This is a genomic window from Roseateles sp. AC306 (assembly GCF_979253795.1).
The window spans coordinates 170,906-186,643 of record NZ_CEEDEB010000005.1 but is presented as its reverse complement, the minus strand read 5'-3'; the positions used below and the strand labels follow the sequence as shown (position 1 = coordinate 186,643).

The window sequence follows — 15,738 nt, the reverse complement described above, 5'->3', positions numbered from 1 at the left end:
CGCAAGGGGCCAATCAAGGCGCAACGCGCCGCCCGCACTGATGTGCGGGCAAGCGGTGCAACGCGGAGTGGCCCCTTGCGGCGGGCCTTCCCGAAGGGTTGTGATCAAAAAAGCCGCGCGCCGCGTTGCAAATCCTCGCCGGGTGCCCAACCCGGCTCCGGTTTGTGCCTTGCTCGCAGCTTCTTTGATCACAACGCGATCCATTGCCATAGCGTTCACAGGCCCTACCTCCCCTCAACCCGACGCGCGACGCCCAGAAGGCGGGCGCTGATTTTTAGCCCGCTCTGCGTGGCCGGCGCTAACAGCACATCGAAGCGTACCTTGTCGTCGGCCACCACGAAGTTGATCATGCCGGCCGCGCTGCCGGGGTCAAGTTCGGTAACGGTCAGCACCGGCCGGCCGTGCACGGCGGCCATGACCTCGCCCGCCTGGGCCGACATGACGCGGGACACGAACACGACGTGCAGGCCCTCCGGCGCCTCGCCGCGCGCCAGCCGCTTCACCTCCACGGGATGGCCGGCCACGGAGGCGGCCACGGCGGTGCGGCGGAACTCCTCCATCACCGCAGCGCTGGCGAGCACGCCGATGCGAAACGGCTCGCCCGCCGCACCCAGGGCCTGGGCCGGCCAGTCGACGTAGTTGCCGAACTTGCAGACGAAGGCCGCCTTGACCTGGTATTCGGCGGTGCCTTCATCGTCTGCGGCGCGGGCCACGCCCGCAGCGGCCAGCGCGGCAAGCAGCAGGCTGCGCCGGCCGATCAGGGACGAAGACAGAGGCGGCGCCGCCATCAGAACCAGCGCATGCGCAGCTGCAGGCCGACGCTGCGGCCCACCTCCGTGCGCGTTTCGACCGGGCCGAATTCGCCATGGCCGCCGCCGAGCAGGTTGTGCGCGGTCAGCGCGACCTCCACGTCCGAGCTCAGCCGCCCGCCCAGGCGCAGGTCCATCGTCGTGTAGCCCGGCACGGCGGGCGTGCTGAGGGCGCCAACGTGGCGCAGCATGATGTCGAACTCGGCATCGCGCGGCAGGTTGAACGCGGCGCGCAGCCGCCACAGCTGCCGCGGCATGGCGCCGGTGGCGGCGGCCACCGAGTCGCCGGTGTCGCGGCTGCCGGGCTTGAGCGCCAGCTGGGGGCGCAGCAGCGTCAGCCCGCCCTGCAGGCGCAGGGTGGGGGTGACCTGCAGCATGCCCCAGGTCTCGATGCCGCTGACATGCCCGCGCATGCCGTTGCCGAAGAAGACCTGCGTGTCGCTCGGCGCCAGCTCCTGGGTGCGCAGGTGGTCGTAGCGGCCATGGAAGGCGGTGGCCGCCATGCGCAGCAGGGGCAGCGGTTGGCCCCGGTAGCCCAGCTCCAGCACCGTGGCCGTCTCGGCGCGAAAGCCCGCGTTGCCGTAGAGGATGAAGGGCGGCTGGGCCGGGATGTAGGCGTCGTTGTCCAGCCGCGACGGCGCCCGGACGGTGCGCGCCGCCGAGGCCCACCACAGGTGCGCGGGCGAGAGCTTCCAGGCCAGGCGCACGTTGGGCAGGAACTCGGCGCCCGTGTAGTCGTTGCGTTCGGCACGGGCGCCCAGCGTCAGTCGCAGAGCCTCGGTGAGCGCGATCTCGTCCTGCGCGAACAGGCTGGTCCAGGATTGGCTCAGTCGCTCGGGCAGGAAGGCGAACTCCGGCGCGCTGTGACCCACCTCGTCGCGCGAGCGGCGGTGGTTGGCGCCGATGACGACGGTGTGCGCCGGCGCCGGCCGCAGCGTGTATTGCACTTCGAGGTCGGCGATGAGCAGGCGCTCGTCGAAGGTGGGCGGCGTGACGCGGGTGGTGCGGTCCAGATAGCCCTGCACGCTGAGCGCGCCGCCGCCAACCGGCTTCTCCCAGCGCGCCAGCAGATTGGCGCCCGACAGGCGGATGGTGTCCAGCGCAAATTCCACGCCGATGACGTTGATGCTGCCCGGCAGCGGCTGCCCATGCCGGCCACGGTAGGCGTTGCCCTGCAGCGTGAAGCGGTCGCCGGCCCGGCCCCAGTCGGCGCGAAACCCGCCTTGCAGCAGGTGGCCGGCGTCGTCGACGGGGCGGCCATCGGCGGTCTCGGTGCGGCCCTGGCTGCTGTGCTTGAGGTACACGCGCATGTCGCCGCCGGCTGCGGCGAAGCCGTGGCGCAGCAGCGCGCTGCGCTCCTGGCCGCTGACAGAGGCCGACGCCAGCGTGCCGCGCGTGCCGGCCGCGCTCTTCGTGATGATGTTGATGACACCGTTGACCGCGTTCACGCCCCACAGCGTGCTGCCGGGGCCGCTGCTGACCTCGATGCGCTCGACGTCCTCGAGCGCCACGTCCTGCGCGTCCCAGAAAACGCCGGCGAACAGCGGCGTGTAGACCGAGCGGCCATCGATGAGCACGAGCAGCTTGTTGGCCGAGTCGGCGTTGAAGCCGCGCGCGCTGATGGCATAGCCGCCGCGATAGACCTCTGCCACATGCAGGTTGGGCGCCAGCCGCAGCACTTCGGGCAGGCGCGTGAAGCCGCTGCGGCGGATGTCGTCGGCCGTGATGACGTAGAGCGAGGCGGCGGCGTCGGCCAAGCGCTGCTCGCGCTTGGCGACCGACGTGATCGTCAGGCCGCCCAGCTCCTCAAGGCTGAGGCTGACGAGGGCGTCCTGCGCCCGCGCGGCGGCCGTCGCCAGCAGGGCCGACAGCGTGGCGACCGCCATGCGGCAATGCCAGCTCGGTGACAGACCCATGCAACTCTCCCGCACTGTCCGTGGACGCTCCACGATAGCGCAGCGCAGCAGGACGCAACGCGGTGCAGCGTTAGATCAGGCACGAAAAGCGGGGTTTGCTAACGCTTCTCTGCGCTGGCCGCTGCCGGCGGGCAACGCGGGTTGACCGGGCATCAGCGCCGGTGCCAGCTCCGCCAGCAGCAGCTGCAGCATCAGCATGGCCAGCAGCGTGGGGGCGGCGGGGGATTCGGCGCCGGTGACCAGTTGCAGCGCCGCAACGCCGGGCTGGTGGGCCTCGGTGATGAGGATGCCGGCGCCCGGCGTGGCGGTGCCCAGGGCCAGGCAGACGGCCACGCCGGGCGGCTCCCCGGCCTGCACCGGTCGCGCCGGCAGGCCCAGGCGCCACAGCGTGCCCAGGGCCAGGTCCAACAGCGGTGCGCGCGCGGTGTCGGCCAGCACGTCGATCCGGCGGGCGCTGGTGAGCAAGCGGGCGGCCGCGACGAGGCGATCGCGGTCGACGTGCAGGAGTGCGTTCAGGCTGCGCGTCAGCAGCGGGTGGCCGGTGGGCGCGTCGCTGCCCGTCGCCTGGTTCGCCAGGCTCTCGGCGAGCGCGCGCTTGAAGGTCTTCACGCCGTCGAAGCCCAGTGCGCGACAGAAGCGGATGACCTGGGGTTGACTGACGGCGGCTGCCTCGGCCAGCCGCGCCGTGGCCATGTCCAGCGCAGCACCGGGGTTGGCCAGCACCATGTCCGCCACGCGGCGCTCGCTGCGCGTGAGGCGGTCGCAGGCGGCGCGGATCTGCGCGCAGACGGCGCCGGTCGCGGGGGTGTGCAGGGCCAGGTCGAGCGCGCGGGCGGCGCCGGCCCAGCCGGAGGTGTCTTCCGGCGCCAGGCGGAGGGCGCGCGCCCAGGGCAGCGTGCACAGCGTGGCCAGGCCCAGGCGCTGGCGCAGCGCATCGCCCGCCAGCTCCGTGTCGCTCATCAGCACGGCATGGTGCGCCGGGCGGTGAAGCCCGCCGAGGGCGTCGGCCAGCGCGGGTGCGAGCTGTGCACTGTCGACCGCAGGCTCGTCGCGCAGATGGGCGCGGCGTCCATCGGCGTGCAGCAGCAGGGTGCGCAGCCGCCCCTCCTGCCAGCAGGCCAGCAGCCGGGGCCAGGGGGCCGTGTCCATGCTCACTTGAAGAGCGCGAGCGGGGCGCGGCTGTCCGCAGCCTGGGCGGGCGGGGTGGTGGAGGCAGTGGTCATGTCGTCAGGGCAGGGGCGTGAAGCGGATGGCCTGCCCGCCACCCGGGGCGAGGTTCAGCGGCAGCGTGTCGGTGGACTGCACGGTCTTCTGTTCAGTGACGAGGTCGAAGCGGCCCTTGTCATCGCGGTAGTCGGCCCGGTCGCCGTCGCGGTAGATCTCGGCGCGGTAGCGGCGGCCGGGCGTCAGGAAGGTCAGCGGCAGTGTCAGCTGGCGCGCATCGCCATTGGTGATGGCACCGACGTACCAGTCCTCGCTGCGCCTGTCCTTGCGGGCGATGGTCACCACCTTGCCCAGTTCGCCGTGGATGACCTTGGTGGTCTCCCAGTCGGTCGGCACGTCCTTGATGAACTGGAAGGCCTTGGGCCAGCGCTCGTAGTGCTCGATCAGGTCGGGAACCATGTGCACCGGCGAGTACAGCACCACGTACAGCGCCAGCTGCTTGGCCTGTGTCGAGTTCAGCTTGCGGTCACCGGCGCCGTTCAGGCTCAGCACGCCGGGCGTGTAGTCCATCGGCCCGCTGAGCATGCGCGTGAAGACGAGGTCGACCTCGTGGCCGACCGGGTTGACGGGGTCACCCCAGGCATTGAACTCCTGCCCGCGCGCGCCTTCTCGTGAGACCCAGTTGGGGTAGGTGCGGCGCAGGCCGGTGTCCTTGACCGGCTCGTGCGTGTCAATGGCAATCCTGTGCTTGGCGGCTTCCTGCACGGCGCGCAGGAAGTGGCGCACGCCTTCCTGCGATTCGGTGAAGCCGAAGTGGGTGCCGTTGCCATTCGCGTTGGCGAACTGCGCGGTGCCGATGTCGGTCACGTAGCCGGACTTGACGATGTCCACGCCGTGCTTTGCATAGAGCGCATAGGCCGCGTCCATCTGCTGCTCGTAGCGCGCAACGTTGCCGCCGGTCTCGTGGTGGCCCACAAGGCGCACGCCCTTGGCCTTGGCGTAGGCGGTGACGGCTTCGAGGTCGAAGTCGGGCATGGACCTGGTGTGGTCCATGGCCGACTGGCTGCCCACCCAGTTGCCATCCCAGCCGATGTTCCAGCCTTCCACCAGCACGCCGCGAAAGCCATTGGCCGCGGCGAAGTCGATGTGCCGCTTGGTGTTGGCCGTCGTCGCGCCGTGCCTGGCGCCGCTAGCCCAGCTGGACTGGTTAAGGTGCATCTCCCACCACACACCGACGAACTTGCCCGGCTGCACCCAGCTCACGTCGCCGAGTTTGTTGGGCTCGTTGAGGTTGAGTTCGAGGTTGGACTCGTAGAGCGCACCGGCCGAGTCCGCCACGCGCAGCGTGCGCCAGGGCGTGGCGAAGGCGCCCTGCTTGAAGACCGTGGCGCCCTGCGTGCTGGGCGCGAGCTGCGCGCGCAGCTTCTGGCCGCTGACCTTGCGCACCCACATGGTGGCGTAGTCCACCAGCGCGGCTTCATGCAGCGCCAGGTGCACGCCGCTTCTGGTGCGCATCGTCAGCGGCGTGTTGGCCAGGCCCACTTCGGCCAGTGGCGTGCGCTGCGTGACGACCTCCAGCACCAGTGCCTCGCCGGCCGGCGTCCACCAGGCCGTGGCGGGCTCGGCGATGTCGAACTCGGTCAGCTCGTCGCTGATGCGGGTGACGGGCAGCTGCGCCTGCTGCGGCAGCTCGTAGCGGAAGCCGACCCCGTCGTCGAAGACGCGAAAGCGCAGCCCCATGGCGCGGCCGCCCTGGCCCGATTGCGACAGCTCCACCATCAGCTCGCGGTAGTGGCTGCGCACGCGGCGGCTCTCGCCCCAGGGCTGCTCCCAGGTCTCGTCGTGCTCGGTGGTCTTCTGGCCGACCAGCTTGAAGCCGCCGTCGAGTTGATGGGCGTTGGTCAGCAGCAGGCCTAGGCGAGAGGCATTGATGAGCGGCTTGCCCGCACGGTCCACGCGGTAGGCGATGCGGCCTTCGCCGGTGAGCTGCAGCGTGACGACGAGCTGCTTGTTGGGCGAGGTGACGGTGGCCAGCGTTTCGTCGGCGTGGGCGGTGGTGCAGAGGACGAAGGAAAGGAGCGCGAAGAGTCGGCGAGTCAGCATGTCTGGAGTTCCTGGGATGCGCAGTTAGCCAAGATGAACGCGGCATGTGTCGGCATCTGCGCGACGCAGCGCTGGATGACGGCCTGGGTGTCGCCAAGATAGTCGCTGATCTCGGCCTCCGACAGCGCCTCGGCCAGCGGGTGATGGCCGCTCGGCGCGATGCCCTGGCCGTGCAGCACCTGCAGCCAGCCGACCTCGGAGAACAGCTCATCGCCGTGGCGCACGATGCGGCCGCTGGCGCGCCAGAGATCCAGCTTGTCCTGCAGTGTTTGCGGCACGGTCATCGTGCGGACGTGGTCCCAGAAGGCGCTGTCGCTGCGCGTGGTGGCGTGATAGTGCAGGATCAGGAAATCGCGGATGCGCTCGGTCTCGAAGTCACTCTGGCGGTTGAACTCGGCGATGTCGGCGGGGTTGAAGCCTTGATCCGGGAAGAACTGTATGAGCCGCGCGATGGCCGACTGCACGAGGTGGATGGACGTGGACTCCAGCGGCTCCATGAAGCCCGACGACAGGCCGATGGCGACGACGTTGCGGTTCCACGTCTTGCGCCGCCGGCCGCTCTCGAAGCGCAGCACGCGCGGCTCGGCGAGCGCCTCGCCGTCGAGATTGCGCATCAGCAGCGCGGCGGCCTCGTCATCGCTCATGGCCTGGCTTGAATACACATGACCGTTGCCGGTGCGGTGCTGCAGGCCGATGCGCCATTGCCAGCCGGCCGGTCGCGCGGTGGCGCGGGTGAAGGGTGGCAGCTCATCGGCCAGCGCACTGGGCACGACGACCGCGCGGTCGCAGGGCAGCCAGTGGTTCCAGTGCTCGTAGCCAGTCTTCAGCGTCTGCTCGATGAGCAGGCCGCGAAAGCCCGAGCAGTCGATGAAGAGGTCGCCTTCGATCTGCACACCGCTGGCCAGGCGCACTGCGCTGACGTGGCCGTTCTCGTGCAGCTGCGCGTCCAGCACGCGGCCTTCGGTGCGTTGCACACCGAGCTTCTCGGCGTAGCGGCGCAGATAGCGCGCGTAGAGGCCGGCGTCGATATGGAAGGAATGGACGATCTCGGCCAGCGGTGAGTGGCCGAGGCTGGCGTCCGCTCGCATGAAGCGGTGGCCGCGCGCGGCGGCGGCGTTGATGGAGTAGGCCCACAAGTCTTCTGCCCGACCGGCCTGATGCATGCGCAGCCAGTAGTGGTGAAAGGGCAGGATGCTGGAGCGGTGGCCGATCTGGCCGAAGGCATGCAGGTAGCGGTCGCCAATCGCGCCCCAGTCGCAAAACTCGATGCCGAGCTTGAACGTGGCTTGCGTCTCGCGCATGAACTCGTTCTCGTCGATGCCGAGCAGCTGGTTGAAGTTGCGAATCATCGGGATGGTTGACTCGCCGACGCCGACGGTGCCGATCTCCTCGGACTCGACGAGCTTGATCGTCAGGCGGCCGTTCGTGACCTTGGCGAGCGCGGCGGCCGTCATCCAGCCGGCAGTGCCGCCGCCGACGATGACGACGGTGTTCAGGTTCTGCTGCATGTCATTTCCTCATCGCGTGGTTGGGCCGCGGGCTGCGGGCGGGGGCGTCCACTTCGTGTCCCCCGGGCGCTGCGCGCCCTCCTCCTTTACCTGCGTGGCCGCCCCCGCCCACACCCCGCGGCAGGCCACAGTTCGTCGTCGCCACGAAGCAGGGTGGTGGGGTGCCCTCGAGGCGCAAGTAAAGGAGGAGACCGCGCAGCGGGCGGGGGACATGGAGCCTCGGGGGTGCCCCGCCGCCCTGCGCTCTGCGCGTCAGCCCGTGCATTTGAGTTCCCAGTTGCCGCTCAACGCACGAAGACGCGCCAGCCCCAAGCCGGAAGGCTCAGCGTGCCGCCGTCCTCCAGCTTCACCTCGGCGCCGCCGTTGAAGTCGGCATAGCGGCCGGCATGGCGCGCGCCGGTCAGCTTCACATCCACCGCTTTGGCGGAGAAGTTGAAGACCGCGACGACCTTGTCCCGGCCATTGCCGCGCACGAAGCTGAAAACCTGCTTGGGCGCGTTGTTGGCGATGGGTTCCATGACAGCGCCGTCCGCGCCGTTCCACAGCGCCTTGTTGCGCTTCTTCAGGTCGATGAGGCGGCGATAGAGATCGGCCTCGGGGGCGTCCTTCCACGCAATCGGGTCACGCTCGAAGAAGGCCAGGCGTTTGCGGTTGCCGGCCTCCTGGCCGTTGTAGATCAGCGGCATGCCTTCGCTGATGAAGCTCAGCACCGTCACTGCCTCCGCCGCGCCGCCGAAGATCTCGTGCTCGGTGCCCTCCCAGGCGTTCTTGTCGTGGTTGGTGGCGTAGAGAAGGCGGTAGGCCTCGCGTGGGTAGAACTTGCGGTTCCAGGCGTAGTAGGGGTAGAGCGACGTCGCGTCGGCGCGGCCCTCGGCAATCAGCTTCAGCGCGTCCCACCACGACCAGGCATAGGTCGCATCGAAGGCCTTGGCGTGCAGGTCTCGGCTCTCCCATTCGGCGAGCAGGAAGACGGGCTTGATGGCACGCAGTTCCTTCGCGGCCTGTTCCCAGAAGTCCAGCGGGCTCAGGCCGGCGGCGTCCACGCGGTAGCCGTCAATGCCGGCTTCGCGCACCCAATACACCAGCGCCTGCGTCATGTAGCGGCGCAGTGCGGGCTTGCTGTAGTCGAGGTCGATGATGTCGTCCCAGTCGTACCAGGGCGTGGGGCGGAAGTGGCCCTGCTCGTCGCGGTCGTACCAGTCGGGGTGGCTCTTCACCAGCACGTTGTCCCAGGCGGTGTGGTTGCCGACCCAGTCGAGGATGACCTTCAGCCCGAGGCCGTGGGCCGTGTCGACGAAGCGCTTCAGGTCGGCCAACGTGCCGAACTCGGGGTTCACGGCGAGGTAGTCGCTCACCGCATACGGGCTGCCGAGGGCGCCCTTGCGGTGTTTCTCGCCGATGGGGTGGATGGGCATCAGCCACAGGATGCCGACGCCCAGTTCCTTCAGGCGCGGCAGTTGGGCTTCGGCCGCGCGCAGCGTGCCTTCGAGCGTGAACTGGCGCGTGTTGATCTGGTAGAGCGTCGCGTTGCGCGCCCAGGCCGGGTGCTGAACGTGGACGTAGGGCTTGGGCTGGTAGGCAGGCTCGGCCGCGAAGGCAGAGGTGCAGATCAGCAGCGCGGCGGCAAGCGCGCGGAGGAAGGAGGGAATCACGGCGATCGAATCTTGTCGGCAACTATTCGGGAGAGGCCGCGCCCGGCCGGCGAACCGGTGGGCGCGGTTCGGGCTGCATCAGTATTTGTAGTTCAGGCCGAGTCGGTACGTCTTCCCGTACACCACCTTGTTGGTGATGATGTTGCGATCGGTCGTGTACTCCTGGAAGGGCGCGTTGTTCAGGTTGTGCCCCTGCAGCAGCATCGACAGGCCCTTGAGCCAGCCGCTCTGGAACTCATAGCCCACCTGCGCGCCGACGATGGTCTCGCCCTTGATGAAGGTGAACTGCGAGTCGCTGCGGTAGTCGAGGATCTGGCCGATGAAGTCCGAGCGCTTGTGCGCCGCCCAGGCGAGCTGGAAGCCGGCCTTCTCGTAGTACAGGCGCAGCGTCGAGACCTTCTTGGACAGGCCCGGCAGGCCGATCTCGGTCACGGCACCGACGAAGACCGGCGAGTTCTGCGGCGACACGAAGCCCGCCGTCGGCAGGCGCACCGAGCTGGCGGTGTGCGAATGGCTCATCTGCGCGCCGAAGCCGTCCAGCCAGCTCGACAGCATGCTGCCGGGGAGGTTGACGGTCAGTTCGAAGCCCTTCAGGTTGCCGCCCTGGCCGTTGATGGGCTGGGTCAGCGGGCCGACGCTCGAACCGGCGGACGGGCCGGTCGTCGGCAGCGGTGTGGACGCGTCGATGTAGGGCGCGAAGTCGATGGCGCGCGGCACGTTCAGCACATAGTTGTCCAGCTTCTTGTAGAAGCCAGCCAGGCTGACGTAGCCGTACTTGTCGAAGTACTTCTCGTACGAAATGTCCAGCGCCTTGGCCGCATAGGGCTTGAGCTGCGGGTTGCCGGCAAAGCCGCTCAGCGAGGGCCGCAGGTCGCTGGCGGCGGGCTGCTGCACGTCCAGGCTGGCGCGCATGTTGTCGAGGTTGGCGCGTGCGATCTGCTTGCCCAGGCCCAGGCGCAGCATCTGCTGGTTGCCCAGTTCGAAGGTCAGGTTCAGCGCCGGCAGCACATGGTTGTAGGTCGCCCCGTCGCTGCGCACGGTGTAGGGGCAGGTCGCCTCGGTGATGCCCGTGCAGCTGGCCAGATTGACCTGGTTGCCGGTGGCGGTCTGGTCGGTGCGCACAAGCTGCAGGCCGAGGTTGCCGCTGTAGGGGATGCCCATCAGCTCGCCGGCCAAGTCGGCCATGGCATAAGCGGTGGCCACCTTCTCGCTGACGGTCCAGTTGCGCGCCAGCACGTTGCGGTCCACCCAGCGGGCCATCTCGTAGATGCTGCCCAGCGAGCCGGTCGGGTCCCAGGAGGCGACCTCGATGCCTGAGGCGCCGGCGACGGCCGTGCCTTCGCCGGGGATCTTGGCACCGGCATAGCCGTCGACGCCGCCCTTGATGGCCAGGCGACCCTCCAGGCCGGTGCGGGCCTTGTCGCGCTTGGACAGGTTCAGGCCGAAACGGCTGCCGGAGATGGGGCCCCATTCCACGTCATGGTGGGCCGTCAGGCGCACGCTGCTCAGCGTGTCCTCGATCTGCGGCAGGGCCGCATAGCCGGCCTGCGGCGTGGCCGGGCCACCGCCCCAGCCGTTCACGTCGGTCAGCAGGATGCTGTTGCGGTCCGTGAAGCTGATGCTGGGCGTGTACTTCACATCGCCGAAGTTGCTGCCGTCGAAGCCCGTGTAGCTCATCGACGCCAGCTGTGCCGGTGCCGTGTTGCCCACCTGGCCGGCCGTCGTCTCGAAGTTGCTGATGTTCTTCACGCCGCGCGAGCGCGACGCGTCGGCCTCCCAGCGCCAGTCGCCGGTGCGCAGTTCGGCGTTCCAGCCCAGGGACAGTAGGCGGTCCTTGTTGGAGAACATGTGGTTGCGCACCACGCCCTTGTAGTTGCTGAAGGTGCCGCTGGTGGCGATGCCGTTGCTGATGGTCGCGTTGCTGAGCACGCCGTTGGGGTCGTACATGCCGGCGCCGAAGGCGACGGCGCCCTCCAGGCCGGTCTGCTTGGTCTTCTCGGTGCCGGCACCGTAGAAGACGTCGGCCGTCGTCTTGAACTCGCTGTTGGGCTTGTACTGCAGCGTCAGCGTGGCGCCGTCGCGGGTGCTCTGGCGGCGCTGGGTCTCGTACTTGAAACCATTGGGCACCGTCACCTGCTGGCCGTTGTAGTCGACCTGGCCAGTGCCGCCGCCCCAGCTGTCAAAGCGCAGTTCGCCGCCGTTGTCCTCGCGCAGCGAACTCAGCGCCACCGCCACGCCGAGCGTGCGGTTGGCGAACTGGTCCACATAGACCAGGCTGGTGCGGTGGCCCGAGCCGACCTCCACGCCGGAGCCCACGCCGATGCGCTCCTTGCGTGCGTTCACCGCCAGCGTGCGCTTGCCATGGTCCAGCGGCCGGATGGTGCGCATGTCGATGGTCGACGCCAGGCCCTGGCCGACGAGGCCGGCGTCGGGCGTCTTGTAGATGACGACGCTGCTCAGCAGCTCGGCTGGGAAGAGGTCGAACTCGGGGCTGCGCGCATCGCTGGTGGAGGCCTGTTCGCGCCCGTTCAGCAGCGAGCCGTTGAACGACGGCGCCATGCCGCGCACGCTGACGCCGGCGGCCTTGCCATTGACCTTGCTGCGCTGCACCGCCACGCCGCTGACGCGCCCGAGCGACTCGGCCACCGTCACGTCGGGCAGCTTGCCGATGTCCTCCGCCGAGATCGCCTCGACGATGGAGGATGAATTGCGCTTGGTGGCGATGGCGTCCTCGACGCCCTTGCGGATGCCGGTGACGACGACCGTTTCCAGCGACTGGGGCGCGGCCTCTTGCGCATGCACCGCCTGGGCGCCGAGCAGCAGGAGGGCGCAGGCACGGGCCACGGGAAGAGTTTGAAGCGCCAGTGCGCGCGGCTGGCGCGGCGCTCGTGCGGCGGTTGAATGGGCCATGTGATCTTGCCTCTCGAATGTTTGTAGTGATCGGTCCGGGGTTCTTCCCACGGCACCGGCTTGCAAGCCCGGTTGGGTGGTGAACGGCCGCGATGCTCTGGGCTGCGGGCAGGCCGCGCAATCCGGAGCGTGAGCCACTGAAGCTGGCCTATAGACAAGAATCGAGCGACGCTGAAGAAATCCTGAAGAATGGCGTTTGGCCTTTATCCATCGGCACTCTGAGCGATCAGGTCGCTGACAAGGCTGTCAATCCACGTGTTTGCGAGGGGCCGTGATGCGAGCGCCGCCCCTAGACTTCCAGCCGTGAAGATCTATCTGATTGAGGACGACCTGAACATCGGCCAGGCCTTGCTGACCGTATTCAAGGACGAGGGCCACGAGGTCGTCTGGGTGCGTCTGGCCGTGGATGCCGTCGAGCGCCTGCAGGCAGAGGATTTCGATGCCGTGCTGCTCGACCTCGGCCTGCCCGACGGCGACGGCAACGAGCTGCTCAGGCGCCTGCGCGCGGCGGGCCTCACGGTGCCGGTGCTCATCATCACGGCGCGCGACGGCCTGCAGGACCGCCTCAAGGGCTTCGACAACGGCGCCGACGACTACCTCATCAAGCCCTTCGAGATCCCCGAGCTGCTGGTGCGCCTGCGCGCCATCCTGCGTCGCAGCGGCGCCCACGGCGAGGCCGAGGCACTGTGGAACTTCGGCAACCTGGCGCTGGAAGAAAAGCGGATGCGCGTGACGCTCGACGGCGCGGCCATCACCCTGTCCAAGACCGAGTACGCGCTGCTGCTGACGTTGATGAAGCAGAGCGACCGCGTGCTGACGCGCGCGGAGCTGGAAAAGCGCGTGCTGCCCTTCAGCGACGGCGCGACGCTGGACGTGCACATCTCCAACCTGCGCAAGAAGATCGGCGACGGCCATATCCGCACCGTGCGTGGCGTGGGCTACATGATGCAGAGCGACCGTGCGGGCTGAGCAGTCGCTGTTCCGCCGCATGCTGCTGGGCTTCGGCGCCGTCATCCTGCTGGTGGCGCTGGCGGGCTTCCTTTACGTTGCGCTGGAGGCCCGCTTCACGCAGCGCTCGCGCACGGCCACCGAGAACGGCGCGCATGCCCGCGAGCTGCTGATGCACCTGGCCGAGATCGCCGGCAAGCCTGAGCGCGTGCGCCAGGCCGCGCAGGCGCTGGAAGAGGTGCGCGCCGAGATGTTCCGTCAGCTGGATTACCACTCGCATGTGCGGGTGCGCGTGTGGCAGCGCGGGGCGCTGCTCTACAACTCCCTACCCGAGCTGCCTGATGCGCTGCCTCAGCCGGGCACTGATCACGAGGGCAACGCCTGGGTGCAGGCCATCGAGCGCGACGCGTCCACGGGCCTGGTCGTTGAGCGCAGCCACGAGGTGGACGACCGCTGGATGCTGAGCTTCTCGGGCGTCAGCTTCCTGCTGCGTTCCACCATCTTCAGCCTGCCGCTGCTGCTGTTGCCGGCCTGGTTCATCGTCGGCCTGGGCCTCAGGCCGCTGCGCGACTTCGCCGCCGTCATCGAGAGCCGCTCGGACCAGGACCTGACGCCGCTGCCGGTCTCCACCTACCGCGAGCTGTCGCCGCTGGTCACGTCCATCAATCACCTGATGGCGCGGCTGCGGCGGCGCATCGAGCATGAGCATGAGTTCCTGTCCGACGCCGCGCACGAGCTGAAGACGCCGCTGGCCGCCATCCAGATCAACGCCCATCTGCTGCAGACACGCGGCGACGACGCCCGCCACGCCGAGGCCAGCGCCCGCCTGCGCGACGGCGTGGCCCGCGCCAATCACCTCGTGCGGCAGCTGCTGACGCTGGAGCGCGCGCGCTCCGACGCGGGCGGCGACGAGGCCCTGCCGCTGCTGTCGCTGGAAACCCTGGTGCGCGACCGCCTGGCCGCCGCCGCGCCGCTGGCCGTGCAACGCGGCATCGAGATCGACTTCCATGCCGAGTCCCCGTGCGAGCGGCCGCTGCACCAGGAGACGATCTGGGCGCTCGTCGACAACCTGATCAGCAACGCGATCAAGTATTCGCCGGAGAACGGCCGCATCGCCGTGATGCTCAAGCCAGGTGACCAGGACAGCGAGCGTGGTTGCGCCTTGAGCTTCAGCGACCAGGGCCCGGGCATCGCCGAGGACATGCGCCAGCGCGTGTTCGAGCGCTTCTACCGCATCCCTGGCCAGGCCCAGAGCGGCAGCGGTCTCGGCCTGGCCATCGCCGAGCGGGCGGCGGCGCGCAACGCTGCCAGCATTCGCCTGGAAGCCGGGCCCGCCGGCCGCGGCCTGCTGGTCACCGTGGCGTTTGCGTAGTTTTCTGCAGCTGCCATAGCAGCACGCAGACGATCAGCGTCGTGCCGATCAGCACATTGCCCACCCAGGGAAAGTGCTGCAGCCGGCCGTCTGCGCCGATGACGACGATGTGGCCCGAGACCAGCGCCGCCAAGCCCCCGGCGAGCTGCTGAAGCGCCGCATTGATCGCCGTGAAGGCGCCGCGCTGTTCGGGTGCGGGGATGCCGGTGACGATCACCTGCCAGGGCACCATGCGCGAGAAGATGCCGGCGAACAGAACGACGTTGACGACCACCAGCGTTGCCAGCGACGACGGCCCGAGGCGCGTGTAGATGGCGACCATGACGATGGTGATGGCGCTGCCGGCGAAGAACACAGGCAGCGGGCCGAAACGGTCGACGAGCCGGCCCACCATTGGCGCGACGAACATCGTGCTGATGCCGGTGACGAGGTAGACGACGGGCAGGTGCTCCAGGTCGATGCCGACGTTGTTGACCGAGAAGGCACTTGCGAACGGCATGATCATGAAACCGCCGGTCGTCAGCAAGGCCGTGATGACAAACGCATGCACGTGGCGGCGCACGGCCACGGTGTGCCACAGGTGGCCGAAGGCGCTGCGGTCGTTCTTGAATTTCAGGTGCGCGTCCACCGGCTTCATGAACCACGCGATCAGCAGGCCACCGACGGCGCCGAAGCCCACCAGTGCCATGAAGGGCGCATGCCAGTCCCAATGCGTGGCGAGGTACAGGCCGAAGGGCAGGCCCAGCACCTGGCTGGCCGCGAAGCCGCCCTGCAGCAGGCCCATGACGCGACCGCGCTGCGCGGGATCGAACAGGTCCGCCGCGATGGCCATGACGATGGAGCCGATGACGCCGCCGAACAGGCCGGTCACGATGCGCGCCGCCAGCAGCGACTCGAAGCTCGTCGCCAGGCCGCACCACAGCGTGCCGAGCAGGAAGCCGCTGTAGAAGAACAGCAGCAGCTTTTTGCGGTCGAAGCGGTCGGCGAAGCCCGCCGTCAACACGCCGGCCGCGCCCGCGCTGAAGGCGTAGGCGGAAACGACAAGGCCGAACTGCTGCGCCGTCATCGACATCGCCGGCATGATCATGGCGCCCAGCGGCGACATGATCATGAAGTCCAGGATGACGGCGAACTGCAGCAGCGTCAGCAGCCCGGTGGCGAAGCGCTGGTAGGGCGTGAAGGCGGCGGCGGTGGCGGGTTTGGCGTCAGGCATTGCGCCAGTGTCTGCGCGCTCTCGCACGAGCGTGGCAGCAGGGCGTAAAGCGACGTAAAGCACTGGGATGCCGTCCTACGACGCGTCGCGCCGGCAACTCACAGGTGCGCGCGCGAGGGGCGGTCACAGTGGCCTATCACCCC

General features: G+C 68.9%; 10 protein-coding genes. 2 read left to right on the top strand and 8 right to left on the bottom strand.

Annotation, left to right across the window (positions count from 1 at the left end):
- Positions 1–224 precede the first annotated feature (224 nt).
- From AC0IZJ_RS12990 to AC0IZJ_RS12960, 7 genes are all read right to left on the bottom strand, one after another.
- Positions 225–788: a TOL_0243 family YfiR-like periplasmic protein gene (locus AC0IZJ_RS12990; protein ID WP_471850310.1), complete on the bottom strand. Its 564-nt coding sequence runs from the start codon at positions 786–788 to the stop codon at positions 225–227.
- On the bottom strand, positions 788–2,725 hold the full coding sequence (locus AC0IZJ_RS12985) for a TOL_0244 family TonB-dependent receptor (protein WP_471850307.1): 1,938 nt from the start codon (positions 2,723–2,725) through the stop codon (positions 788–790). Before AC0IZJ_RS12985 ends, AC0IZJ_RS12990 begins: the two co-directional genes overlap by 1 nt.
- A 75-nt stretch (positions 2,726–2,800) precedes the next feature.
- Complete coding sequence (locus AC0IZJ_RS12980; RefSeq protein WP_471850305.1) at positions 2,801–3,874, bottom strand: MurR/RpiR family transcriptional regulator; 1,074 nt, start codon at positions 3,872–3,874, stop codon at positions 2,801–2,803.
- A gap of 78 nt (positions 3,875–3,952) precedes the next feature.
- A complete protein-coding gene (locus AC0IZJ_RS12975; RefSeq protein WP_471850303.1) occupies positions 3,953–5,992 on the bottom strand; it encodes a glycoside hydrolase family 97 protein in 2,040 nt (679 codons plus the stop codon).
- A complete protein-coding gene (locus AC0IZJ_RS12970; protein ID WP_471850301.1) occupies positions 5,986–7,500 on the bottom strand; it encodes a tryptophan halogenase family protein in 1,515 nt (504 codons plus the stop codon). Before AC0IZJ_RS12970 ends, AC0IZJ_RS12975 begins: the two co-directional genes overlap by 7 nt.
- Positions 7,501–7,784: 284 nt before the next feature.
- Positions 7,785–9,152, bottom strand: a complete 1,368-nt coding sequence (locus AC0IZJ_RS12965; RefSeq protein WP_471850299.1) for an alpha-amylase family glycosyl hydrolase — start codon at positions 9,150–9,152, stop codon at positions 7,785–7,787.
- Positions 9,153–9,230: 78 nt separating this feature from the next.
- Positions 9,231–12,062, bottom strand: a complete 2,832-nt coding sequence (locus AC0IZJ_RS12960) for a TonB-dependent receptor (RefSeq protein WP_471850297.1) — start codon at positions 12,060–12,062, stop codon at positions 9,231–9,233.
- 303 nt (positions 12,063–12,365) lie between these two features.
- Between AC0IZJ_RS12960 and AC0IZJ_RS12955 the strand changes: the two genes are divergently transcribed.
- Together AC0IZJ_RS12955 and AC0IZJ_RS12950 are read left to right on the top strand one after the other, a co-directional pair.
- Positions 12,366–13,031, top strand: coding sequence for a response regulator transcription factor (locus AC0IZJ_RS12955; RefSeq protein WP_471850295.1), 666 nt, complete (start codon positions 12,366–12,368; stop codon positions 13,029–13,031).
- The gene (locus tag AC0IZJ_RS12950; protein WP_471850293.1) at positions 13,021–14,382 is read left to right on the top strand and encodes an ATP-binding protein; all 1,362 of its coding nucleotides are present in this window, start codon (positions 13,021–13,023) and stop codon (positions 14,380–14,382) included. The genes AC0IZJ_RS12955 and AC0IZJ_RS12950 overlap by 11 nt, the downstream gene beginning before the upstream one ends.
- Here the strand turns inward: AC0IZJ_RS12950 and AC0IZJ_RS12945 are convergent.
- Positions 14,363–15,595 carry an MFS transporter gene (locus AC0IZJ_RS12945; protein WP_471850292.1) on the bottom strand — a complete coding sequence of 411 codons (1,233 nt, stop codon included), beginning with the start codon at positions 15,593–15,595 and terminating at the stop codon, positions 14,363–14,365. The two genes, AC0IZJ_RS12950 and AC0IZJ_RS12945, sit on opposite strands and share 20 nt — an antisense overlap.
- Between the last annotated feature and the right edge of the window lie 143 nt (positions 15,596–15,738).